Annotated in this window: 22 protein-coding genes and 1 riboswitch; of the genes, 15 read left to right on the top strand and 7 right to left on the bottom strand. The window is 70.9% G+C overall.

Translation table 11 applies throughout. The features are described 5' to 3' along the window. Positions 1 to 114: 114 nt before the first annotated feature. Positions 115 to 909, bottom strand: coding sequence for a metal-dependent hydrolase (locus G3I19_RS20640; protein ID WP_164265146.1), 795 nt, complete (start codon positions 907 to 909; stop codon positions 115 to 117). A gap of 72 nt (positions 910 to 981) precedes the next feature. On the opposite strand from G3I19_RS20640, the gene G3I19_RS20635 reads away from it, so the two are divergent. From G3I19_RS20635 to G3I19_RS20620, 4 genes are all read left to right on the top strand, one after another. Further along, positions 982 to 3,564, top strand: coding sequence for a DUF3516 domain-containing protein (locus tag G3I19_RS20635; RefSeq protein WP_343235154.1), 2,583 nt, complete (start codon positions 982 to 984; stop codon positions 3,562 to 3,564). Positions 3,565 to 3,649: 85 nt separating this feature from the next. Continuing rightward, positions 3,650 to 4,522: an acyl-CoA thioesterase II gene (locus G3I19_RS20630; RefSeq protein ID WP_164265144.1), complete on the top strand. Its 873-nt coding sequence runs from the start codon at positions 3,650 to 3,652 to the stop codon at positions 4,520 to 4,522. Between the two features lie 133 nt (positions 4,523 to 4,655). After that, complete coding sequence (locus tag G3I19_RS20625; RefSeq protein ID WP_343235153.1) at positions 4,656 to 5,804, top strand: serine hydrolase; 1,149 nt, start codon at positions 4,656 to 4,658, stop codon at positions 5,802 to 5,804. A 94-nt stretch (positions 5,805 to 5,898) separates the two neighbouring features. Next, positions 5,899 to 6,387, top strand: coding sequence for a glutathione peroxidase (locus G3I19_RS20620; RefSeq protein ID WP_164265142.1), 489 nt, complete (start codon positions 5,899 to 5,901; stop codon positions 6,385 to 6,387). A 108-nt stretch (positions 6,388 to 6,495) separates the two neighbouring features. Here G3I19_RS20620 and G3I19_RS20615 read toward each other — a convergent pair whose 3' ends face one another. Continuing rightward, positions 6,496 to 7,725: an acyl-CoA dehydrogenase family protein gene (locus tag G3I19_RS20615; protein WP_164265141.1), complete on the bottom strand. Its 1,230-nt coding sequence runs from the start codon at positions 7,723 to 7,725 to the stop codon at positions 6,496 to 6,498. A 244-nt stretch (positions 7,726 to 7,969) separates the two neighbouring features. On the opposite strand from G3I19_RS20615, the gene G3I19_RS20610 reads away from it, so the two are divergent. Further along, positions 7,970 to 8,620 (top strand): TetR family transcriptional regulator, encoded by a 651-nt coding sequence (locus G3I19_RS20610; protein ID WP_164265140.1) that lies wholly within the window; start codon positions 7,970 to 7,972, stop codon positions 8,618 to 8,620. An 82-nt stretch (positions 8,621 to 8,702) separates the two neighbouring features. On the opposite strand, the gene def is transcribed toward G3I19_RS20610, so the two are convergent. Next, positions 8,703 to 9,242: a peptide deformylase gene (gene def, locus G3I19_RS20605; RefSeq protein WP_164265139.1), complete on the bottom strand. Its 540-nt coding sequence runs from the start codon at positions 9,240 to 9,242 to the stop codon at positions 8,703 to 8,705. Positions 9,243 to 9,357: 115 nt separating this feature from the next. Here def and G3I19_RS20600 point away from each other — a divergent pair, with 115 nt between their 5' ends. The 5 genes from G3I19_RS20600 to G3I19_RS36925 all read left to right on the top strand — a co-directional run bounded on the left by G3I19_RS20600 (position 9,358) and on the right by G3I19_RS36925 (position 13,801). After that, complete coding sequence (locus G3I19_RS20600) at positions 9,358 to 10,596, top strand: MurT ligase domain-containing protein (protein ID WP_164265138.1); 1,239 nt, start codon at positions 9,358 to 9,360, stop codon at positions 10,594 to 10,596. A 17-nt stretch (positions 10,597 to 10,613) separates the two neighbouring features. Next, entirely contained in the window at positions 10,614 to 11,342 is a 729-nt protein-coding gene (locus tag G3I19_RS20595; RefSeq protein WP_164265137.1) for a glutamine amidotransferase, read from the top strand. Positions 11,343 to 11,482: 140 nt separating this feature from the next. After that, the gene (locus G3I19_RS20590) at positions 11,483 to 12,508 is read left to right on the top strand and encodes a 6-phosphofructokinase (RefSeq protein ID WP_164265136.1); all 1,026 of its coding nucleotides are present in this window, start codon (positions 11,483 to 11,485) and stop codon (positions 12,506 to 12,508) included. Positions 12,509 to 12,613: 105 nt separating this feature from the next. Next, a complete protein-coding gene (locus G3I19_RS20585) occupies positions 12,614 to 13,582 on the top strand; it encodes a cytochrome c oxidase assembly protein (protein ID WP_164265135.1) in 969 nt (322 codons plus the stop codon). Between the two features lie 57 nt (positions 13,583 to 13,639). After that, positions 13,640 to 13,801, top strand: a complete 162-nt coding sequence (locus G3I19_RS36925; protein ID WP_203599811.1) for a hypothetical protein — start codon at positions 13,640 to 13,642, stop codon at positions 13,799 to 13,801. A gap of 46 nt (positions 13,802 to 13,847) precedes the next feature. Here the strand turns inward: G3I19_RS36925 and G3I19_RS20580 are convergent, their stop codons facing one another. After that, positions 13,848 to 14,267, bottom strand: coding sequence for an SSI family serine proteinase inhibitor (locus G3I19_RS20580; protein ID WP_164265134.1), 420 nt, complete (start codon positions 14,265 to 14,267; stop codon positions 13,848 to 13,850). 293 nt (positions 14,268 to 14,560) lie between these two features. On the opposite strand from G3I19_RS20580, the gene G3I19_RS20575 reads away from it, so the two are divergent. Continuing rightward, the gene (locus tag G3I19_RS20575) at positions 14,561 to 15,250 is read left to right on the top strand and encodes a lysophospholipid acyltransferase family protein (RefSeq protein WP_164265148.1); all 690 of its coding nucleotides are present in this window, start codon (positions 14,561 to 14,563) and stop codon (positions 15,248 to 15,250) included. Between the two features lie 65 nt (positions 15,251 to 15,315). Next, positions 15,316 to 16,353 carry an NAD-dependent epimerase/dehydratase family protein gene (locus G3I19_RS20570; RefSeq protein WP_164265133.1) on the top strand — a complete coding sequence of 346 codons (1,038 nt, stop codon included), beginning with the start codon at positions 15,316 to 15,318 and terminating at the stop codon, positions 16,351 to 16,353. Positions 16,354 to 16,378: 25 nt separating this feature from the next. On the opposite strand, the gene G3I19_RS20565 is transcribed toward G3I19_RS20570, so the two are convergent. Continuing rightward, entirely contained in the window at positions 16,379 to 17,890 is a 1,512-nt protein-coding gene (locus G3I19_RS20565; protein WP_164265147.1) for an alpha/beta hydrolase, read from the bottom strand. A 692-nt stretch (positions 17,891 to 18,582) separates the two neighbouring features. Continuing rightward, positions 18,583 to 18,800: riboswitch (cyclic di-AMP (ydaO/yuaA leader) on the top strand. A gap of 3 nt (positions 18,801 to 18,803) precedes the next feature. Here G3I19_RS20565 and G3I19_RS20560 point away from each other — a divergent pair. Next, positions 18,804 to 19,277 carry a C40 family peptidase gene (locus G3I19_RS20560; protein WP_164265132.1) on the top strand — a complete coding sequence of 158 codons (474 nt, stop codon included), beginning with the start codon at positions 18,804 to 18,806 and terminating at the stop codon, positions 19,275 to 19,277. A gap of 31 nt (positions 19,278 to 19,308) precedes the next feature. Here the strand turns inward: G3I19_RS20560 and G3I19_RS20555 are convergent, their stop codons facing one another. Continuing rightward, the gene (locus G3I19_RS20555) at positions 19,309 to 19,740 is read right to left on the bottom strand and encodes an ATP-binding protein (RefSeq protein ID WP_164265131.1); all 432 of its coding nucleotides are present in this window, start codon (positions 19,738 to 19,740) and stop codon (positions 19,309 to 19,311) included. 233 nt (positions 19,741 to 19,973) lie between these two features. Here G3I19_RS20555 and G3I19_RS20550 point away from each other — a divergent pair, with 233 nt between their 5' ends. Then, positions 19,974 to 20,831, top strand: a complete 858-nt coding sequence (locus G3I19_RS20550; protein ID WP_164265130.1) for a helix-turn-helix transcriptional regulator — start codon at positions 19,974 to 19,976, stop codon at positions 20,829 to 20,831. 9 nt (positions 20,832 to 20,840) lie between these two features. Beyond that, a complete protein-coding gene (locus tag G3I19_RS20545; RefSeq protein WP_164265129.1) occupies positions 20,841 to 21,080 on the top strand; it encodes a DUF397 domain-containing protein in 240 nt (79 codons plus the stop codon). 27 nt (positions 21,081 to 21,107) lie between these two features. On the opposite strand, the gene G3I19_RS20540 is transcribed toward G3I19_RS20545, so the two are convergent. Further along, on the bottom strand, positions 21,108 to 22,177 hold a 1,070-nt coding region (locus tag G3I19_RS20540; RefSeq protein ID WP_164265128.1), incomplete at its 5' end, for an 8-amino-7-oxononanoate synthase.

Here is a 22,177-nt window from a genome sequence, read left to right as displayed (position 1 = left end):
GGCCTGGCCCCGGGCCACCGGCCCACGCCGGCGGCCGGCCTGGGCCCCGGCGCCACGGCACACGGCACACGGCACACGGCACACGGCACACGGCACACGGCACACGGCCCAGTCTCAGATGATGCCCAGCGCGAACACGCAGCTGACGCCGCCCGCCAGCATGAACACCGGCATCAGCACCTTGAGCTCCACCCAGCTGCCCGCCCGGAACCGCATGAACTTGGGCGGGCCCACATGGCGCCAGTGCTTGCGGCCGAGCGGGATCGGCCAGAAGATCGGGCAGCCCGAGACCGTGATGGCATCGCCGATGTCATGGATCAGGGCACCCAGGACGATCGGCAGGCCCAGCCACATGTAGTTCTGGCCGGGGTCGGTGAAGAGCCAGTCCGAGCCGTTCCCGGGCTCCGCCAGGATCTGGGCCAGGATCCACGCACCCGCGGCGCCCAGCAGCCACACCAGCACGGTGCTGCTGGACGGCCGTGAGGCCCGCCAGAGCAGCCCCTCGATGGCGAGCACCATATGGACGAAGAGAATGCCGAGGACCGCCCAGCGACCGCCGTAGATCGCCAGGGCGGAGGCTCCGACGCCGAGCAGGACCGCCCACACCCCGGTGTGTGTGAGGGTGCGGTGGCCGCCGCCCTTGCGGGGGTCGCCCTTGCCCCTCGTCGCCTTGTACACGAGGGCCGCCAGGGCGTCCACGAGCGCACACAGCCCGTGCGACAGCGGGCCGAACGCGTTGGATATCGTCGCGGCCTTGTGATCGAGGTCGGGGGCCAGCGCCGCCCCGGCGCTGATCAGTGCTCCGACGACGAGGACCGGCCACGGCATCGGATGTCCGTACGCGGTCGCCGCCGCCCCCACCCCCAGCCAGGCTGCTGCTCCTGACAGCGAGTGTGCCGGTCCCATCATGGTTCGTTCCGCCCCGTTTTCCGTTGCACCGAAGCCCAGTTGAGGGCCGTCCGAGAGGGAAGCGTATCGCTCGTGATCTTCACTCGGGCAGCCGGTTCCCCCTTGAGAGGGGAAGGCAGGCAAGATGGAGGCGTGACCCTTATCGATCAGCTCCCCACGACCGCCGATCCCGACGCTCTCTTCGAGGCTTTCTCGTCGTGGGCGGAGGGTCAGGGCATCACGCTCTATCCGGCTCAGGAGGAGGCACTGATCGAGGTGGTGTCCGGGGCCAACGTCATCCTCTCCACCCCCACCGGATCCGGGAAGAGCCTGGTGGCGGCCGGTGCGCACTTCACCGCGCTGGCCCACGACAAGGTCACCTTCTACACCGCGCCGATCAAGGCCCTGGTCTCGGAGAAGTTCTTCGACCTGTGCAAGCTCTTCGGCACCGAGAACGTCGGGATGCTCACCGGCGACGCGTCGGTGAACGCGGACGCCCCGGTCATCTGCTGCACCGCCGAGGTGCTGGCCTCGATCGCGCTGCGCGACGGCAAGTACGCCGACATCGGCCAGGTCGTCATGGACGAGTTCCACTTCTACGCGGAGCCCGAGCGGGGCTGGGCCTGGCAGATCCCGATCCTGGAGCTGCCGCAGGCGCAGTTCATCCTGATGTCCGCCACCCTCGGTGACGTCTCCCGGTTCGAGGAGGACCTGACCCGGCGCACCGGCCTGCCGACCTCGGTGGTCCGCTCGGCGAGCCGCCCGGTCCCGCTGTCGTACGAGTACCGGCGGACCCCGATCACCGAGACGCTCACCGAGCTGCTCGACACCAAGCAGGCGCCCGTCTACATCGTGCACTTCACCCAGGCCGCGGCGGTCGAGCGCGCGCAGTCGCTGATGAGCATCAACATGTGCAGCCGGGAGGAGAAGGACCGGATCGCGGATCTCATCGGCAACTTCCGCTTCACCACCAAGTTCGGGCAGAACCTGTCGCGTTATGTGCGCCACGGCATCGGCGTGCACCACGCGGGCATGCTCCCCAAGTACCGCAGGCTGGTCGAGAAGCTGGCGCAGGCGGGCCTGTTGAAGGTCATCTGCGGTACGGACACTCTGGGCGTCGGTGTCAACGTGCCGATCCGCACCGTGCTGTTCACGGCGCTGACGAAGTACGACGGGACCCGGGTCCGCACCCTCCGCGCCCGGGAGTTCCACCAGATCGCGGGCCGCGCGGGCCGGGCCGGGTTCGACACGGCGGGCTTCGTCGTGGCACAGGCCCCCGAGCACGTCGTCGAGAACGAGAAGGCGCTCGCCAAGGCGGGCGACGACCCGAAGAAGCGCCGCAAGGTGGTCCGCAAGAAGGCACCGGAGGGCTTCATCGCCTGGAGCGACACCACCTTCGAGAAGCTGATCGCGGCCGACCCCGAGCCGCTGACCTCGCGGTTCCGGGTCAGCCACACCATGCTGCTCTCGGTGATCGCCCGGCCGGGCAACGCCTTCAAGGCGATGCGCCACCTCCTGGAGGACAACCACGAGCCGCGCAAGGCACAGCTGCGGCACATCCGCCGCGCCATCGCGATCTACCGCTCGCTGCTCGACGGCGGGGTGGTGGAGCAGCTGGACACGCCGGACGCCGAGGGCCGCATCATCCGGCTCACCGTCGACCTTCAGCAGGACTTCGCGCTCAACCAGCCGCTGTCGACGTTCGCGCTCGCCGCGTTCGACCTGCTGGACGCCGAGTCCCCGTCGTACGCCCTGGACATGGTCTCGGTGGTCGAGTCGACGCTGGACGACCCCCGGCAGATCCTCGCCGCCCAGCAGAACAAGGCGCGCGGTGAGGCGATCGGGCAGATGAAGGCCGACGGGATGGAGTACGAGGAGCGCATGGAGCGGCTCCAGGAGGTCACGTACCCCAAGCCGCTCGAAGAGCTGCTGGTGCACGCGTACAACGTCTACCGCACGAGCCACCCGTGGGTCGGTGACCACCCGGTGTCGCCGAAGTCGGTCATCCGCGACATGTACGAACGGGCCATGACGTTCACCGAGTTCACCTCGCACTACGAGCTCGCCAGGACCGAGGGCATCGTGCTGCGCTACCTCGCGGGCGCGTACAAGGCGCTCGACCACACCATCCCTGACGACCTGAAGTCCGAGGACCTCCAGGACCTCATCGCCTGGCTGGGCGAGCTGGTCCGCCAGGTGGACTCCAGCCTGCTCGACGAGTGGGAGCAGCTGGCCAACCCCGAGGTGGAGACCGCGGAGCAGGCGGCCGAGCGGGCCGACCAGGTCAAGCCGGTCACCGCCAACTCGCGGGCCTTCCGGGTGCTCGTGCGCAACGCCATGTTCCGCCGGGTGGAGCTGGCGGCGCTGGACAATGTGGCCGCGCTCGGCGAGCTGGACGGCGACGCGGGTTGGGACGAGGACGCCTGGGGCGAGGCGATGGACGCCTACTGGGACGAGTACGACGACCTGGGCACGGGCCCGGACGCGCGCGGGCCCAAGCTGCTGATCATCGAGGCGGACGAGGAGAACACCTCGCACGGGCTGTGGCGTGTGCGGCAGATCTTCGCCGACCCGAACGGCGACCACGACTGGGGCATCAGCGCGGAGGTGGATCTCGCGGCCTCCGACGAGGAGGGCCGCGCGGTCGTCCGCGTCACCGCCGTCGGTCAGCTGTGAGCCGGACGGCCACCGTGATCTGGCACGCCGCTGCGACCTGGCACGCTGAGAGCCCGCATGCCGCTGTGACCTGGGAGGACACCGTATGACCAACCCCACCGAGAAGCTGATCGACCTGCTGGACCTGGAGCAGATCGAGGTCGACATCTTCCGCGGCCGCAGCCCGCACGAGTCCCTGCAGCGGGTCTTCGGCGGGCAGGTCGCCGGACAGGCCCTGGTGGCGGCGGGCCGTACCACCGACGGGGAGCGGCCGGTGCACTCGCTGCACGCCTACTTCCTGCGCCCGGGCAGGCCGGGGGTGCCGATCGTCTACCAGGTGGAGCGGGTCAGGGACGGCCGGTCCTTCACCACCCGGCGGGTGACCGCGGTCCAGCAGGGCCGCACCATCTTCAATCTGACGGCGTCCTTCCACCGGCCGGAGGAGGGCAGCTTCGAGCACCAGGTGCGGCCGGCGCGTGACATCCCGGACCCGGAGTCGCTGCCCACGGTCTCCGACGAGATCCGTGAGCATCTGGGCAGGCTGCCCGAGGCGCTGGAGCGGATGGCCCGCAGGCAGCCCTTCGAGATCCGCTACGTGGACCGGCTGCGCTGGACCCCCGACGAGATCAAGGGCGCCGATCCGCACAGCGCGGTGTGGATGCGCGCGGTCGGGCCGCTCGGCGACGACCAGCTGATCCACACCTGTGCGCTCACCTACGCCAGCGACATGACGCTGCTGGACGCGGTCCGTATCCCGGTCGAGCCGCTGTGGGGGCCGCGCGGATTCGACATGGCGTCGCTCGACCACGCCATGTGGTTCCACCGCCCGTTCCGTACGGACGAGTGGTTCCTCTACGACCAGGAGTCGCCCATCGCGACGGGCGGGCGGGGGCTGGCCCGCGGCCAGATCTTCGACCGCGCGGGGAATCTGCTGGTCTCGGTCGTCCAGGAGGGGCTGTTCCGCAGGCTCGGGGCGTGATCCCGGGCGGCCGGGGCCGCGGGACCGGACGGGTCCGGCAGTCGGGCTAAGCCACGGAGCGACCCTGTCCGATTTCTCATACCGTGTGATCATGTCACAAGCGATGTGGTGTTCTGTCAGGATCCGTGCGGCCGTGGCGGTTTCCCTGCCCGCACTGGTACTCGCCTCTCTCTCACCGGTGGCCCGGGCCGACAGCCGGCCGGGGCCCCAACCGGCTGCCGACAACGGGCAGTCCGCGCTGTACCGCTCCGGCGTCCAGGTCGCCGCGGGAGCCCCCAAGCCCCCCGCGGCGACCGCCCTGTCGTGGATGGTCACCGATGTAGGGACCGGCCGGGTGCTGGCCGCCAGGGACGCACACCGTCCGCTGCCGCCGGCCAGCACGCTCAAGACGCTTTTCGCGCTGACCGTGCTGCCGAAGTTCCCGCCGCAGGAGGTGCACAGGGCGGCGCTGACCGACCTCACCGGGCTGCAGCCGGGCAGCAGCCTGGTCGGGATGAAGGAAGGCACCCGGTACACGGTCGCCGATCTGTGGCGCGGGGTGTTCCTGGCGTCGGGCAATGACGCGGTGCACACCCTGGCGATGATGAACGGCGGTGTACCGGCGACCGTCAAGGACATGCAGGCAGCCGCCCGCCGGCTCGGGGCGCACGACACGGTCGTCAAGTCCGCCGACGGATACGACACCCCGGGGCAGCACTCATCGGCGTACGACCTGTCCCTGTTCGCCCGTGCGGGCCTGGCCGATGCGGAGTTCAGGAAGTTCGCGTCGACCAGGACGGCGGAGTTCCCCGCCTCGGGCGGCCCCGACGCGTTCGGCATCCAGAACACCAACAGGCTGCTGGTGGGATCGCACGGTGTCGCGCAGTACCCGGGCCTGCTCGGGGTGAAGAACGGATACACGACCGAAGCGGGCAACACCCTGGTGACCGCGGCCCAGCGGAACGGACGCACCCTCCTGGTGACCGTCATGAACCCGCAGTCGGGGCAGCCGAACGACGCCTACACCGAGACGCGGTCCCTGCTGGACTGGGGGTTCTCGACCTCGCCCAAGGCAACGCCGGTGAGCGTGCTGCCGGGTGTCCGCCCGGCGCTCCCCTCGGCCCCGGCGGCCACCCCGGCGCCCGCCGTGCACACACCTCCGGTGGCGGCTTCGCAGACCTCGCGCATCACGGTGTCCGGGTGGACGGCGTTCGTCTCCGCCGGCGCGGTGGCCATCGTCGCTCTGGCCGGCGCGCTGCTGATCGCACGGCGCCGGGCCCGTAAGCAGGGCGGACCGGCCTGAGCCGGCGGGCGGCAGCGGGGCGCGGGGGGTGTCGGCCGGATGTCCGCGGGTCTCTGGAACAGTACGTACCACTGACCTACGACAGGAGCTGACCATGAGCCTGTACGACATCCCGCTGCGCACCCTGACCGGCGACGCCACATCCCTGGCCGACTACCGGGGCAAGGCGGTGCTGCTGGTGAACGTGGCGTCCAAGTGCGGTCTCACCCCGCAGTACGCCGGTCTCGAAAAGCTTCAGCAGCAGTACGGGGAGCGCGGCTTCGCCGTCATCGGCGTGCCCTGCAACCAGTTCGCCGGCCAGGAGCCGGGCAGCGCCGATGAGATTCAGACCTTCTGCTCGGCCACCTACGGTGTGACGTTCCCGATGCTGGAGAAGACCGACGTCAACGGCGCCGGGCGGCATCCGCTGTACGCGGAGCTCACCCAGGTGGCGGACGACGCGGGTGAGGCCGGGGACGTCCAGTGGAACTTCGAGAAGTTCCTGATCTCCCCGGCCGGCGAGGTCGTCTCCCGGATCCGTCCGCGTACCGAGCCGGAGGCGCCCGAGGTCGTGGCGGCCATCGAGGCGCAGCTCCCGGCCTGACACCTCACCCGGTCCCGGCTCGGTACAACACCGGTGCCGGTGCCGGACAGCGCAACAGGCCCGCGGGGGTACGCCCTCCGCGGGCCTGTTGCGCTGCTGGGGGCCGGATCAGCGGATCGGCATGCCCGACAGGGTCCGGGCGATCACCAGGCGCTGGATCTCGCTGGTGCCCTCGAAGATGGTGTAGATCGCGGCGTCGCGGTGCATCCGCTCGACCGGGTACTCACGGGTGTAGCCGTTGCCCCCGAGGATCTGGATGGCCTGGGCGGTGACCTTCTTGGCCGTCTCGCTCGCGTACAGCTTCGACATGGAGCCCTCGGCCGCGGTGAACGGCTTGTTGGCGGCCGCCATCCAGGAGGCGCGCCAGACGAGCAGCCGGGCCGCGTCGATCTGTGTCCGCATGTCGGCGAGCTGGAAGGCGACGCCCTGGTTGTCGATGATCGGGCGGCCGAACTGGCTGCGGGTCTGCGCGTAGTCCAGCGCGACCTCGTACGCGGCGCGTGCGGTGCCCACCGCCATGGCGCCGACCGCGGGCCGGGATGCCTCGAAGGTGGCCATCGCCGCGTTCTTCACGCGCTCGCCGCCGCCCTGCTTCGCGCGCTCCCTGGCGCGGGCCAGCCGCTCGTCCAGCTTCTCCTTGCCACCGAGCAGGCAGTGGCCGGGGATCCGGGCGTCCTCCAGGACGACCTCGGCGGTGTGGGAGGCGCGGATGCCGTGCTTCTTGAACTTCTGGCCCTGCGAGAGGCCCGGCGTCCCGGGCGGGACGATGAACGAGGCGTGCCCCTTGGAGCCGGCCTCGGGGTCGACGACGGCGACCACGACATGGACGTTGGCGATGCCGCCGTTGGTCGCCCAGGTCTTGGTGCCGTTGAGCACCCACTCGTCCTTGGCCTCGTCGTACACCGCGCGGGTGCGCATCGCCGCGACGTCGGAGCCCGCGTCGGGCTCGGACGAGCAGAAGGCCGCGACCTTGACGTCGTCGGCGTCCCCGTACATCTGCGGGATCCAGGTGCCGATCTGCTCCTCGGTGCCGTTGGCGAGGACGCCGACGGCGGCCAGGCCGGTCCCGACGATCGACAGGGCGATGCCCGCGTCGCCCCAGAAGAGCTCCTCCATGGCCATCGGGATGCCAAGACCGGTCGGGTCGAAGAACTGCTGGGCGTAGAAGTCGAGCGAGTAGATGCCGACCTTGGCCGCCTCCTGGATCACCGGCCAGGGCGTCTCCTCACGCTCGTCCCACTCGGCGGCGGCCGGGCGGATGACATCCGCGGCGAATCCGTGGATCCAGTCGCGGACCTGCTTCTGGTCATCGTTGAGTTCGAGCGTGAACTCGGCCATGTCCCCTCCAGCACTGCGTTCCATCGGCTTGTTACTTGCGGTAACCGCAGTCTGTTACTGGCAAGTAGCAGCTGTCAACCTCCGAGGTCGCTCCCGACGCGGGCCCCCGGCCAGGTGTTACGTTTCGGCGGGGGGCCGGATCGGACCGGCAGGGGCCGGATCGAAGCGGGGGCCGGACCCATCGGCGGACGCGGCACGGGTCCGCTTCACAGAGCCAGGATCGCAGGGCGGGGAAGAGGTACCCATGGGGACCACACAGGCCACACAGGTCTCACAGCAGCGCACGGCGCACAGCCGCCGCAGGGAACTGCTGGAGGCCGCCGACCGGGTCGTCCTGCGGGACGGCCCGAAGGCGTCCATGAACGCCATCGCCGCAGAGGCGGGGATCACCAAGCCCATCCTCTACCGGCACTTCGGCGACAAGGGCGGCCTCTACCGTGCGCTCGCCAAGCGCCACACGGACGCGCTGCTGAGCGCCCTGCGGGCCGCGCTGGACGCTCCGGCCGGGCGCCGGGAGCGCGTCGAGGCCACGCTGGACACCTATCTCGCGGCGATCGAGGCCAGGCCACAGGTCTACCGCTTCCTGATGCATCCGGCCGACGAGGGCCAGCAGCCCGAGCAGACCTTCGACGTGGGACTGCACTCGGCACCGCTGCTGCGCAGGCTCGGCGAGGAACTGGCCAAGGTGATCGCCGAACGCGTCGACCTCGGGCCGGACAGCGAACAGCTGGCACGGGTCTGGGGGCATGGCATCGTCGGGATGATGCACGCGGCGGGCGACTGGTGGCTGGGCGAACGCCCGTGCTCCCGGGCGCAGTTGGTCAGCAGCCTCGCCGATCTCCTCTGGGGCAGGCTCTCGATGGCCGCCGACCGCGCGGGCGGACCGGGCTTCTGAACCACCCGGACGGACCCAACCGAATCCAACGGCGCCCGACCGAATCTGACGGGACGAAGAGACCACGGGACGGCGGGACGATCTAGGCGATCAGTCCGGCCTTGCGGGCCGCCCGCAGCGCCTTCCCGCGGCGCCGGCCGGACAGCCGGTCCGTGTACATCAGGCCGTCGAGGTGGTCGCACTCGTGCTGGAGGCAGCGCGCGAAGAATCCGGTGCCGCTCACCGTGACCGGGTCGCCGGTCACGGTGAAGCCCTCCACGACCGTGTGGTCGAAGCGCGGCGTGCCGGCCTCGATTCCGGGCAGCGAGAGACAGCCCTCGGCGCCGCGCACGGTGACGCCGTCCGCCCGCACCAGGCGGGGGTTGACCAGATGGCCGAGATGGCGGACGTCCTCGTCGTCCGGGCAGTCGTAGACGAACACCCGCAGTGCGACGCCGATCTGATTCGCCGCGAGGCCGACACCCCGTGCCGCGTACATCGTCGCGAACATGTCCTCGACGAGCCGGGCGAGCGACGCGTCGAAGTCCGCCACGGCCTCGCAGGGCGCGTGCAGCGCGGGATCGCCGTACGGACTCATCGCGCGGACGGCTCCGGAACTGCCGGGGATCGGACGGTTTCGCATGGCGGCAAGCGTACGTTCCCGCCGGAACGGCGCCGCCCCGGTGGTGCCGAGGTCGGGCGCACGGCCGGATCTCGATAGGCTGAGCCCCGCGCCGACGCAAGGAGGATCTAGGACGATGGACGGCAACACGGAGCCGCTGTCGCCGCGGGCCAAGCTGGCCGTGACGGCAGGCAAGGCCGCGGCAGCGGTATCGCGCGCCGCGGGGCGCGGCAGCGGATCGGTGATCGGCGGGAAGGTCGCGCTGCGGCTCGACCCCGACCTGCTCGGGCGTCTCGCCCAGCATCTGGACGTGATCCTGGTCTCGGCGACCAACGGCAAGACGACCACGACCCGGCTCATCGCCGAGGCGCTGCGGGCCGCGGGCCCGGTCGTGTCGAACGCCCTGGGCGCCAACATGCCGGCGGGCATCACCTCCGCGCTGGCCGGCGGTTCCGACGCGCGCTTCGGCGTGATCGAGGTCGACGAGAAGTACCTGGCCGGGGTCGCACGCGACACGACACCCAAGGCGATCGCCCTGCTGAACCTCTCCCGCGACCAGCTCGACCGGGCGGGCGAGACCCGCATGCTGGCCGAGCGGTGGCGCGAGGGACTGGCCGGGTCGAAGGCCGTCGTCATCGCCAACGCCGACGACCCGCTGGTCGTGTGGGCGGCTTCGTCCTCCCCCACCGTGGTCTGGGTCGCGGCCGGCCAGGAGTGGAAGGACGACGCCTGGTCGTGCCCGTCCTGCGGCGGTGTGCTGCAGTGGCCGAACGACGAGTGGTTCTGCGCGGACTGCGGTTTCCGCCGTCCGGCGCCCAGTTGGGCGCTCTCCGGCGACTACGTCCTCGATCCGCACGGGTCGGCCTGGCCGATCCATCTCCAGCTGCCGGGCCGGGCGAACAAGGCGAACGCGACCACGTCCGCCGCCGTCGCCGCGACCTTCGGCGTGCCGCCGCAGGTGGCCCTGGAGCGGATGTACGGGGTCCAGGCGGTCGCCGGGCGCTACGACGTGGTGTCGTTCCTCAACCGCGAGGTGCGGCTGCTGCTCGCCAAGAACCCGGCGGGCTGGCTGGAGACGTTCTCGCTGATCGACCCGCCGCCCACGCCGGTGATCCTCGCCGTCAACGCCCGCGGCGCCGACGGCACGGACACCTCCTGGCTCTGGGACGTCGACTACACCCGGCTGGCGGGCCACCCGATCTTCGTCATCGGCGACCGCAAGCTGGACCTCGCGGTACGGCTCGAAGTGGCCGGTCTGCAGTTCCAGGTCTGCGAGACCGTGGACGAGGCGGTCCAGTACGCGCCGCCCGGCCGGATCGAACTGATCGCCAACTACACCGCGTTCCAGGACGTGCGCCGCCGCGTCGGCAACTGACCGCAGAGGAAACGATGATGAGCGACAACAGCCTGCGCCTGGTGTGGGTCTACCCGGACCTGCTGAGCACCTACGGCGACCAGGGCAACGCCCTGGTGGTGGAGCGCCGGGCCCGCCAGCGCGGCCTCGACGTGACCCGTATCGACGTGCGCAGCGACCAGCCGGTGCCGACCTCCGGTGACATCTATCTGATCGGCGGCGGCGAGGACCGCCCGCAGCGGCTGGCCTCCGAGCGGCTGCGCAGGGACGGCGGTCTCAGCAGGGCGGCCTCCAACGGCGCGATCATCTTCTCGGTCTGCGCCGGGTACCAGATCCTCGGCCACGAGTTCATCAACGACCTCGGCGAGCGCGAACCGGGTCTGGGGCTCCTCGACGTGATCTCGACCCGCGGCGAGGGCGACCGCTGTGTGGGCGACGTGTACGGCGACATCGACCAGCGGCTGGGCCTGCCGCCGCTGACCGGCTTCGAGAACCACCAGGGCATCACCCACCTCGGGCCGACCGCCCGCCCGTTCGCCCGGGTCCAGCTCGGCCGGGGCAACGGGACGGGCGACGGCACCGAGGGCGCGTACAACGACACGGTCTTCGGTACGTACATGCACGGCCCGGTGCTGGCCCGCAACCCGCAGATCGCCGATCTGCTGCTCAAGCTGGCCCTGGACGTCAACGCGCTGCCTCCGACCGACGACCGCTGGTACGAGGCGCTGCGGACCGAGCGGATCGCCGCGGCAACACAGCCCGCATGAGGCCCGATACGTACATCTGAGCGGCGTCCAGCAGGCGGACGCCCGCTACGTCCAGGCCGCCCTCCGCCGGTAGGGTGACGGGATCCAGCCCGGACGACGTGGTCCGGTCACAAGCCCACGTTGCAAAGGTAAGTCGGGCAATGCGAATTGGTGTCCTCACCTCCGGCGGCGACTGCCCCGGCCTGAACGCCGTCATCCGCTCGGTCGTGCACCGCGCCGTCGTCGACCACGGCGACGAGGTCATCGGCTTCCACGACGGGTGGAAGGGCCTGCTCGAGTGCGACTACCGCAAGCTCGACCTCGACGCGGTGGGCGGCATCCTGGCTCGCGGCGGTACGATCCTCGGCTCGTCGCGGGTCCAGCCGGCGCATCTGCGCGACGGCGTGGAGCGCGCCCGCGGCCATGTCGCCGATCTGGGGCTCGACGCGATCATCCCGATCGGCGGCGAGGGCACGCTCAAGGCGGCGCATCTCCTCTCCGAGGCGGGGCTGCCGATCGTGGGGGTGCCGAAGACCATCGACAACGACATCGCGTCGACCGATGTCACCTTCGGTTTCGACACGGCCGTCGGGGTCGCGACCGATGCGCTCGACCGGCTGAAGACCACCGCCGAATCGCACCAGCGGGTGCTGATCGTCGAGGTCATGGGCCGCCACACCGGGTGGATCGCCCTGCACTCGGGCATGGCAGCGGGCGCGCACGCCATCGTCGTGCCGGAGCGGCCCTTCGACATCGGTGAGCTGACCGAGCTGGTCGGCCGGCGTTTCTCGGCGGGCAAGAAGTTCGCGATCGTGGTCGTCGCCGAGGGCGCCAAGCCGCGCGAGGGCTCGATGAGCTTCGATGTGGGCGCCAAGGACATGTACGGCCATGAGCGGTTCGCCGGTGTCGCCAGGCAGCTCTCCATCGAGCTGGAGGAGCGCCTCGGCAAGGAGGCCCGTCCGGTGATACTCGGTCATGTGCAGCGCGGCGGCACGCCCACCGCGTACGACCGTGTGCTGGCCACCCGGTTCGGCTGGCACGCGGTGGAGGCCGCGCACCGCGGCGCGTTCGGCATGCTGACCGCGCTGCACGGCACGGAGATCACCATGGTGCCGCTCGCCCAGGCCGTGGAGACCCTGAAGACCGTGCCCCCGGAGCGGTACGCCGAAGCCGAGTGCGTCCTCTGAACTTCCCCATTCGCCCGATACAGTACGAACTGCCCCCGGCCGCAGCTGCGGCCGGGGGCAGTTCTACGCTGGTGCGGACATCGGGCACGAATCAGGAGTGAGCGGATGGACCACAGCGGGCACGGCATGCCCATGGGCGGCATGACCATGGATCTGCCGCCGTTCACGCTGGGACGGGGGCTGGGTTTCTCCGCGGATCCCTTCTTCCTGATCGGCTGTCTGGTGGGGCTCGCCCTGTACGGCTGGGGCGTGGTGCGGCTGCGCAGGCGCGGTGACAGCTGGCCGGTCCACCGGATCGCGCTCTTCGTCGTCGGTGTGCTGACCGTCGGTCTGACGATGTGCACCAAGCTCAACGACTACGGCATGGTCATGTTCAGCGTGCACATGGTGCAGCACATGATCATCAGCATGCTCTCCCCCATCCTGCTGCTGCTGGGCGCTCCGGTGACGCTGGCCCTGCGCGCGCTGCCGGTAGCGGGCCGGGGGAACCGCAAGGGGCCACGGGAGCTGCTGCTGATGCTGCTCCAGAGCCGCTACATGCGGATCATCACGCACCCGGCGTTCACCATCCCGCTGTTCATCGCCAGCCTCTACGGGCTGTACTTCACCCCGCTCTTCGACTTCCTGATGGGTTCGATGACCGGGCACATCGTGATGATGGTGCACTTCCTCTTCGTGGGTCTGGTCTTCTTCTGGCCGATCATGGGCGTCGACCCGGGACCGCACAGGCCCGGTTATGTCCAGCGGATGCTGGAGCTCTTCGCGGGCATGCCCTTCCACGCCTTCTTCGGCATCGCCCTGATGATGGCGACGGAACCGATGGTGCACGTGTACAAGAACCCGCCGGCCTCGCTCGGCATCGACGCCCTCGCCGACCAGGAGGCCGCCGGCGGTATCGCCTGGGCCTTCAGTGAGATCCCATCGGTGCTCGTGCTGATCGCCCTGGTCTTCCAGTGGTACAGCTCCGAGCAGCGGGTGGCGCGGCGCTCCGACCGGGCCGAGGACCGCAACGGCGACAAGGAGCTGGCCGCCTACAACGCCTACCTGGCGTCACTCCAGGCACGCGGCCAGTAGCGGAGAAGGCACCCGCCGGGCGACGATGGCCCTCCACCCCCCGAGGAGGAGCGGCCCATGACCGGTTCTGTGAAAACGATGGGTGTCATCACCGTGGGAGCGCTGGTCGCGGTGACGGGGTACTCGGCGGTGCTCGGCAGCAGCGGCTGGCTGTGGTTCGGCTGGGTGCTGCTGGGCCTGGTGACCGTCGGCGTGATCGCCTCGCGCGGCAGCGGCTGACCGCCCGGGCCGCGGCGGCCGGAAGCGGCCGTCAGGGAACGGGCGGTCAGAAGCGGAAGACCGGGCCGGTCGCCGCGTCGAGCGAGCAGGCGTTGGCGAAGGTCCGGTCCCAGTGGGTGGGGCGCCCGCCCCAGGTTCCGGCGACCGTGACCGTGACCGGATCGGACTGCCGGGTGCAGGCCCGGGGCCGGCCGTCGAGGCGGTCGAAGCTGCCGCCGGCCCGGTCGAGTGCCCGGCAGGCGTCCGTGGCGTCCGGGTGCGAGCCGTCGCTCCGCTCGGGCGCGCACCTCAGCAGCACGCTGCGGTTCCGGTCGGGGTGCGAGGGCGACGCGACGGTGAGGACGAGTCCGGCCGGGCGGATGGGCGGCGCTCCGGCTCCTTGCGCGGGGGCTCCGGCCGCCTGTGCGGGCGCGGCTGCGGCGAAGGCGAGCAGGGCCGCCGCGGTGGACATCGTACGGGGGCGCATCCGGGCCTCCTGGAACTCGGCACATGGGTGGGAGGCCAGAGCACCCGCCCACCCGGCCCGGCGGCAAGCCACCATGCCGCCAGGTCACCCGTAAGGACGCGGATCCGGCCCACGGACGGCCCCCCGGAGGAGTGCGCGGGGGCGGCGGACGGGTTGTCGGCGACCTTGCCGAGGGCCTCCGCCAGGGCGAGGAGTGCGCGGGGGGCGCGGACGGGTTCCGCGACAGGTGGTGCGGCGGCTACTGTGCGTCGTCAGGGGGCGACGGGGAGGCGGGACCGCGATTATTCTACTACATCCTGAAATACGCCGTTCTGGGGCCGCTGCTGAGGCTGCTGTTCCGGCCGAGGATCGAAGGGCTCGAACACATCCCGGAGGAGGGCGCCGCGATCGTCGCGGGCAACCATCTGTCCTTCTCCGACCACTTCCTGATGCCGGTCGTCCTCAGCCGGCGCATCACTTTCCTCGCGAAACAGGAGTACTTCACCGGGCCGGGCATCAAGGGGCGGCTGACGGCCGCCTTCTTCCGCAGTATCGGGCAGATCCCGGTGGACAGGTCGGGCCGCGAGGCGGGCAGGGCGGCGGTCCGCGAGGGGCTCGGCGTGCTCGGCAGGGGCGAGCTGCTCGGGATCTACCCGGAGGGCACCCGCTCGCACGACGGCAGGCTCTACAAGGGCAAGGTCGGAGTGGCCGTGATGGCCGTCCAGGGCCGGGTGCCTGTGGTGCCGTGCGCCATGGTGGGCACCTTCGAGATCCAGCCGCCGGGCCAGCGGATGCCGAAGATCAGACGGGTGACGATCCGCTTCGGGAAACCGCTGGACTTCAGCCGCTACGCGGGCCTGGAGAACGAGAAGGTGGCGCTGCGGGCCGTCACCGACGAGATCATGTACGCGGTCCTCGGGCTCTCGGGCCAGGAGTACGTCGACGCGTACGCCGCCGACGTGAAGGCCGCACAGCCGAAGAAGGCCCCCAGGAAACCGCGCTGACGCCGGATCGGCTGTGGGCAGAACCGTCTGGCCCCGGGCGGCGGGCCGCCCGTAGCGTCGACGGCATGAGCAGCAGAGGAAGCGTCTTCGTACTCGGGGCCACCGGACAGATCGGCCGCGCCGCGGTGCGCGCGCTGGTCGCGGACGGATGGGAGGTGCGGGCCGCTTCGCGCGGGTCGGGCGGCGACGCCGGTCTGCCCGACGGCGTGCGTACGGTGCGCGTCGACCGGGACGGTGAGGGCGCGCTGGCGGCGGCACTGGGCGACGGCTGTGACGTACTGGTGGACATGGTCGCGTACGGAGCTGACCACGCCAGGCAGCTGGTGGGCCTCGCGGACCGGATCGGCTCGGCGGTGGTGATCTCCAGCGGTGCGGTGTACGCGGACGCCGACGGGCGCAGTTTCGACACCCAGGACGAGCCGGACGGCTTTCCGCGTTTTCCGGTACCGATCCCCGAGAGTCACCTCACGGTCGGACCGGGCCCTGCGACCTACGGCACCCGCAAGGTGGCGCTGGAGCGGGAGCTGCTGGCGGCCTCCGGGGCGCTGCCCGTGACACTGGTGCGGGCCGGCGCCGTCCACGGTCCGCACAGCCGGGCCCCGCGTGAGCTGTACTTCGTCAAGCGTGCGCTCGACGGGCGGCCGGTGCGGATTCTGGCGCACGGCGGACGGAGCCGCTTCCATCCGGTGCATGTCTCGAACGTGGCCGAGCTGATCCGGCTGGCGGCGCTGCACCCGGGGGCGCGGGTGCTGAACGGCGGGGATCCCGAGGCGCCGACGGTCGCCGAGATCAGCACGGCCGTCGACGAAGCCATGGGCGTACAGAGCGAGTTGGTGCTGATCGAGGGGACCGCCGATGTGGGCAGTACGCCGTGGAGTGTCGACCACCCGGTGGTGTACGACATGTCGGCCGCCGAGCGGGAGCTGGGCTACCGCCCGGTGACCGGGTATGCCGAGTCGCTGCCCGCGACCGTGGAGTGGATCGCCGGCCGGCTCCGGGACCGTGACTGGCGCGACACCTTTCCCGCGATGGCGAAGCGGTACGTCCCGCCTCTCGATCTCTTCGACTACGCGGCGGAGGACGCCTGGCTGGGGAACCGCTGACCAAGCGGTTCCCCGGCGTGGGCCGTTACGGCTCGGGGGTGGCGTGCGGGGCGCAGGTCACGTCGTGGTGGCCGGTGCTGCCGGTGAGCAGGTAGCTGTCGACCCTGCTGTTGATGCACGGGTTGACCAGTCCGGTCACGCCGTGCGATCCGGCGTCCTTCTCGACGATCAGGCGTGAGCCCTTGAAGCGCTGGTGCAGATCGACGGCGCCCGGGAAGGGGGTGGCCGCGTCACGGGTCGACTGCACGATCAGCACCGGCGGGAGCCCCTTGCCGGTACGGACGTTCACCGGGGTCCGCTGCTTCGCGGGCCAGCTGGCGCACGGCAGGTTCATCCAGGCATTGGACCAGGTGAGGAACGGATTGTCCTTGTTGAGCCGGGTGTTGTCCCGGTCCCAGGTCCGCCAGTCCGTCGGCCACTTGGCGTCGGCGCACTCGACCGCGGTGTAGACGGCCGTACTGTTCTCCGCGGCGATGTTGCCCGCGGTGTCCGACATATCGGGTCCGGCCGCATCGATCAGCGGCTGCGGGTCACCGGCGAGGTACTGGCTCCACGCCTTGGCTACGGGCGCCCAGGAGGAGTCGTAGTACGGCGCGTTCTGGAAGAACCCGAGCAGTTCGGCGGGGCCCACGACGCCGCCGAGCGGATGCTTCTTCGCCGCGGCCCGCAGCTTCACCCACTGCCGCTCGACGGCGTCCGCCGTCTTCCCGATGTGGAAGGCGGCGTCGTTCGCGGCCACCCAGTTCTGCCAGTCGCGCCAGCGGCCCTGGAAGGCCACGTCCTGGTTGAGGTTGGCCTGGTACCAGATGTTCGACTGCTTCGGGTCGACCACGCTGTCCACGATCATCCGGCGGACATGCCCCGGGAAGAGCGTCCCGTACACCGCGCCGAGATAGGTACCGTAGGACACACCCAGGTAGTTCAGCTTCTTCTCACCGAGCGCCGCCCTGATGACGTCGAGGTCACGCGCGCTGTTCGGCGTGGTGAGATACGGCAGCAGCGCGCCACTGCGCTTCTCGCAGCCGGCCGCGTACTGCGCCGCGAGTCCGCGCTGCACCCGCTTGTCGGCCGTGCTGTCCGGGACCGGGTCGGGCTTGGGGGCGCTGACGTACTTCTGCGGGTCGGTACAGGAGATCGGCGCCGAGTGGCCCACCCCGCGCGGGTCGAAGCCCACGAAGTCGTACGCCTTGGCTGTGTTGACCCACAGAGCGCTCTTGGTGGTGGTCCTGGTGGGGAAGCGCAGGCCCGAAGCGCCGGGCCCGCCGGGGTTGTAGACGAGCGAGCCCTGCCGCTCCGACTTCGTACCGGTGCTCACCGCGCGGTCCACCGCGAGTTCGATCGTCCGGCCGTCCGGGTGCGCGTAGTCGACGGGCACGGTCACCCAGCCGCACTGGACGGGCTTCGCGAGCGCCCAGTCCGCGGGGCAGTCACGCCAGTCGATGCCCGCTTTCGCCGCCCGCGTGGCGGCGACGGCCGCACCGTGCGCCTCCGTGACCGCGTGGCCGCGGCCGTCGGCGGTGGCCGACGGTGCCGCCATGGCGCCCGCTATGAGAGTCGCCGCGGCCAGAGCGCCGGCCGAGCCGAGCACTGCGGTGCGTCTCACGTGGTACCTCCCCCTGTGCGAAGCGCCGTTCGTACGGCGCTCTCCAGTACGTACCGGGGATCCTTTCCTGTGAACGGTCCCTGACAACAGGGCGCATGGGCGTTCTTTGCCAACCCGAAATGCGGAGAGGTGAGTCCCGGTGAGCGGTGCGGTACTGGCGGATCCCCCTCCCCCGCTCAACCCGGACAACAGGCAGGGGCTTTGACCGGGGCCCGGTGAAAACCTGTTGTCACGGGCCGAGTTGCCGCAGCCGACCGGGCCGCGCCGCACCCGTGACGGCGTCCGCGCCGGCCCCGCCGCGCGGGATCCGGCCCCGGATCCGCCTTTCGGCGGTCGCCGGTACACCGATGGGCGTCCCCCGGAAGGTGTAGACGGGTGACGGTCCGGCAGCCGCGCCGAGTTGCGCTTCGCGGCGGCTCGTCCGCCCGGGATGACCGCTGCGCCCCAGGTGAGAGCCTTGCGCGCGTGGCGTTCCCGACTCCTCCGCCCCTGGGGTCCACTCGAACAGGCCAGTGGCCCGGACCCTCACAAATCGGCGCGGTCAGCCGGAAATCCGCCGTGCCATGGGTGAGGATCCGGGAGACGACAAGCCCCCGCCACCACGGCGGGGCGGTCCGGGCGGACGCCGAGTCCTGCCGCCGTACCCGGATGTCTGGTCGACACGAGTGGATCGGCAGGAGTGGAGGACCCAGGCAGTCCGGAGCGACAGTGACGTCGTTCCTCGGGGTGAAGCCGCATGGCGGGACGGCCGACTTGATCAGTCGGTCACCCTGCCCCGCGGCCGGGCAACTTCGCCGGCCCGAACCCGACAGGTCATCCTTCACAGGCGGTTTGCGAAGGGTTGCGCATGACTGCGCAGATTCATATCCCGTCTCTGATCACCCGGGCCGGAACGGCCTCGGCCCTCACCCTCGCAGCTGTCGCGGGGACTTCGCTGGCGCCGGGCACGACCGTGGAGGCCCAGGCCGCCACCCACGCCGCCCGGGCCGTACAGATCGCGGCCTCCAAGAAGGGATCGCCCTATCAGTGGGGGGCGACAGGGCCGTCGCGGTTCGACTGCTCGGGGCTGACGCTCTACTCGTACAAGAAGGCGGGCAAGAAGCTGCCCCGCACCGCCCAGGCGCAGTACAACGGGGTGCGCCATATCGCGGCCTCCGGTCGGCACCCCGGTGACCTGGTCTTCTTCCACTACGGCCGGAGCGTCTACCACGTCGGCATCTACGCGGGGAACGGCAAGATCTGGCACTCCCCCAAGACCGGCGCCGTGGTCAGGCTGGAGAAGATCTGGGACCGCGGCGTCTGGTACGGCCGGGTGAACTGACGCCGGGGCGGGCGGGCGCAGGCAGGTTCGGTCAGCCCTGGACCGTGGCGGTCCAGGGCAGAGCGATCCAGACGGTCTTGCCGCCGTCCCGGGTCGGGGTGACCGACAGGCGGCCGCCGTTCTCGGCCGCGAGCCAGCGGATGATGACCATGCCGCGGCCGTTGTCCTGCTGCACGGCCGCCGGCAGCCGCTGCGGCCAGCGCGGATGACTGTCCGTGACTCCGACGCACAGCCGCTCGTCCCGCTCCAGGACGGCCTGCACCGTGAAGGTGGGGGACGCGCCGAAGGTGTGCTGCACCGCGTTGGTCGCCAGCTCCGAGACGATCAGCCGGATGGTGTCCGCCAGCTCCGCGTCGGAGGGCAGCCCCCATCCGGTGAGCACACGGGCCACGAACGTGCGGGCGGCCGGGACCGAGGCCGGCTCGCTCGGCAGGGTGACGGATGCTTCCTGGTGGTCTGCCATGACGGCCTGTCCCTTTCCCACCGCTGCCGGCGCAGGTCTCGTGACGGTTGTGCTTCGAGACGGCCTCAGGTGGCGCTTCGTGCGAGCGTGACACTCATAGTGACCGCAGTACCGCCGATCCACAAAGATGTGCATATATCTGTCGCTCAAAGTGATGAACTCTGCGACGGGAGACCGTATTTGACGTCCGGACTGGCACGTTTGCAGAAACGGCCGACCGGAGGGAGAGAGCGGTGCGGAGCAGCCCGGCGGTGCGCCGCGTCAAACTCGGCGCCGAGCTGCGCCGGCTGCGGGTCCTGGCGGGCCTGACCAGCGCGGCCGCGGCCCGGCTTGCGGGCTGGCACCAGTCGAAGGTGAGCAGGATCGAGACCGGGCGCAGCGGGGTGCGGCCGGCTGATCTGGCCCTGCTGCTCGACGCGTACGGGGTGCGGGACGCCCGGCAGCGCGAGCTGCTCGACGCGCTGTGCGGTGCGGGGGCCGACGAGAGCGCCGACTGGTGGCACATCTACCGGGGGCTGCTGCCCGCGCAGTACCGCGACTTCATCAGGCTGGAGTCGCAGGCGTGCACGGCGCACACCTTCGAGATGTCGGTGGTGCCCGGTCTGCTGCAGACGCCCGGCTACGCGCAAGCGGTCACCCGGGCCTCGCTCGACGGGATTCCAGCGGGGACCGTGGACTCGCTGGTCGACGTACGGCTGGCGCGGCAGCGGGTGCTGGAGGCGGATCCGCCGCTGGAGCTGAGCGCGGTCGTCGACGAGGCCGCTCTGCACCGCCGGATGGGCGGGCGCGGGGTGATGGCGGAGCAGTTACGGCATGTACGGGAGGTCGCCCGGCTGCCTCATGTGCGGTTGCAGGTCGTACCGTTCACCGCCGGCGGGCACCGTGGACTCACCGGCTCTTTCACGATCTTCTCCTTTCCGAACATTGTTGATCTGGATGTGGTCGTTCTCGACCACTTGATGCATAGCCGTTATCTGGAACGGAAAGAAGACCTCAGGGCGTACAGCGCCGCGTTCCGCAGGATCCAGGCGCACGCCCTTCCCCAGCAGGAATCGTTGGATCTCATCGCCGGGATCAGTGACGGCGGTTAGGGAGGCACCATGTCCGCTCACCCTGCGAACGCCCCTTCCAGTACTTCCCTCGGTACTTCTCCGAACAGCGCGCGGTGGCGGCGCAGCAGCCACAGCACCGGAATGAACAACTGCGTCGAGACCGCTTTACTGGACGGCGGTCTGCTGGCCGTCCGTGACTCGAAGCGCGTGCACCGCCCGGCGCTGCTCTTCGGAGCGCCCGCCTGGTCCAGCTTCCTGGAGTCGGTGCACCAAGCGGGTGCCAGCTAGGGCCGGGTAACCGGCAGCGGGTACGTGTCATCCGGTGGGCGCGGTCCGCAGCACCGTGTCCACCGCCCGCTCGACCTGCTCGTCCGTCAGGTCGGCGCGCGCGGTGAGCCGCAGCCGCGAGATGCCGTCCGGTACCGACGGCGGGCGGAAGCAGCCGACCACCAGACCGGCTTCGCGGCAGTCGCCCGCCCAGCGCACCGCCTGTGCGGGCGAGGGCGCCAGGACGGAGACGACGGCGGCCTGCGGGCGTACCGCGCTGAGTCCGCCCGCGGTCAGCCGGGTGTGCAGGGTGTGCGCCACCGTCCTGGTACGCCCGGCGAGCAGCGGGTCGTCCCGCAGCAGCCGCAGACTCGCCAGAGCCGCGCCCGCCGCCGCGGGCGCCAGGCCGGTGTCGAAGATGAAGGTGCGGGCCTCGTTGACCAGATGGCCGATGACCCGGGCGGGGCCGAGCACCGCACCGCCCTGACTGCCCAGGGACTTCGACAGGGTGACCGTGGCGACCACGTCGGAAGCGCCCGCGAGTCCCGCCGCATGCACGGCGCCGCGTCCGCCGTCGCCGAGTACGCCCAGGCCGTGCGCGTCGTCGGTGATCAGCGCCGCTCCGTGGCGACGGCACACGGCGGCCAGTTCCGGCAGCGGTGCCGCGTCGCCGTCGACCGAGAAGACCGAGTCGGTGACCACGACGGCCCGTCCTCCGCCATGCGTGTCCAGCGCCTTCCCGACTGCCTCGGGATCGCTGTGCGGGACGACTTCGGTCGCCGCCCTGGAGAGCCGGCAACCGTCCACGATCGAGGCGTGGTTGGCGGCGTCCGAGACGATCAGGGAGTCGCGGCCGGTCAGCGCGGTGAGCACAGCGAGGTTGGCCGCGTACCCGGAGGAGAAGACCAGCGCCGCCTCGAAACCGCTGAACCGCGCGAGCTCGCGCTCCAGTTCGGCGTGGAGTTCGGTGGAGCCGGTGACCAGCCGGGATCCGGTGGCGCCCGCACCCCAGCGGCGGGCCGCGTCAGCCGCGGCCGCGGTGACCGCGGCCCGGCGGCTCAGCCCCAGATAGTCGTTGCTCGCGAGGTCGAGCACGTCCTGGGCGGCGGCCCGCGGCC

Origin of the sequence: Streptomyces sp. SID10853 (genome assembly GCF_010548145.1) — a bacterium.
GTDB lineage: Bacteria > Actinomycetota > Actinomycetes > Streptomycetales > Streptomycetaceae > Streptomyces.
Note: the sequence above shows the minus strand (reverse complement) of the source record. Positions and strands in the feature narration are given on the sequence as shown.

What these genes read in the sequence shown, in the direction of transcription:
- def (WP_164265139.1), bottom strand. Translation starts at nt 9,242, where the DNA reads ATGCGAAACCGTCCGATCCCCGGCAGTTCCGGAGCCGTCCGCGCGATG.
- G3I19_RS20640 (WP_164265146.1), bottom strand. Translation starts at nt 909, where the DNA reads ATGATGGGACCGGCACACTCGCTGTCAGGAGCAGCAGCCTGGCTGGGG.
- G3I19_RS20580 (WP_164265134.1), bottom strand. Translation starts at nt 14,267, where the DNA reads ATGCGCCCCCGTACGATGTCCACCGCGGCGGCCCTGCTCGCCTTCGCC.
- G3I19_RS20595 (WP_164265137.1), top strand. Translation starts at nt 10,614, where the DNA reads ATGAGCGACAACAGCCTGCGCCTGGTGTGGGTCTACCCGGACCTGCTG.
- G3I19_RS20590 (WP_164265136.1), top strand. Translation starts at nt 11,483, where the DNA reads ATGCGAATTGGTGTCCTCACCTCCGGCGGCGACTGCCCCGGCCTGAAC.
- G3I19_RS20560 (WP_164265132.1), top strand. Translation starts at nt 18,804, where the DNA reads ATGACTGCGCAGATTCATATCCCGTCTCTGATCACCCGGGCCGGAACG.
- G3I19_RS20585 (WP_164265135.1), top strand. Translation starts at nt 12,614, where the DNA reads ATGGACCACAGCGGGCACGGCATGCCCATGGGCGGCATGACCATGGAT.
- G3I19_RS20555 (WP_164265131.1), bottom strand. Translation starts at nt 19,740, where the DNA reads ATGGCAGACCACCAGGAAGCATCCGTCACCCTGCCGAGCGAGCCGGCC.
- G3I19_RS20565 (WP_164265147.1), bottom strand. Translation starts at nt 17,890, where the DNA reads ATGGCGGCACCGTCGGCCACCGCCGACGGCCGCGGCCACGCGGTCACG.
- G3I19_RS20620 (WP_164265142.1), top strand. Translation starts at nt 5,899, where the DNA reads ATGAGCCTGTACGACATCCCGCTGCGCACCCTGACCGGCGACGCCACA.
- G3I19_RS20630 (WP_164265144.1), top strand. Translation starts at nt 3,650, where the DNA reads ATGACCAACCCCACCGAGAAGCTGATCGACCTGCTGGACCTGGAGCAG.
- G3I19_RS20545 (WP_164265129.1), top strand. Translation starts at nt 20,841, where the DNA reads ATGTCCGCTCACCCTGCGAACGCCCCTTCCAGTACTTCCCTCGGTACT.
- G3I19_RS20570 (WP_164265133.1), top strand. Translation starts at nt 15,316, where the DNA reads ATGAGCAGCAGAGGAAGCGTCTTCGTACTCGGGGCCACCGGACAGATC.
- G3I19_RS36925 (WP_203599811.1), top strand. Translation starts at nt 13,640, where the DNA reads ATGACCGGTTCTGTGAAAACGATGGGTGTCATCACCGTGGGAGCGCTG.
- G3I19_RS20615 (WP_164265141.1), bottom strand. Translation starts at nt 7,725, where the DNA reads ATGGCCGAGTTCACGCTCGAACTCAACGATGACCAGAAGCAGGTCCGC.
- G3I19_RS20610 (WP_164265140.1), top strand. Translation starts at nt 7,970, where the DNA reads ATGGGGACCACACAGGCCACACAGGTCTCACAGCAGCGCACGGCGCAC.
- G3I19_RS20600 (WP_164265138.1), top strand. Translation starts at nt 9,358, where the DNA reads ATGGACGGCAACACGGAGCCGCTGTCGCCGCGGGCCAAGCTGGCCGTG.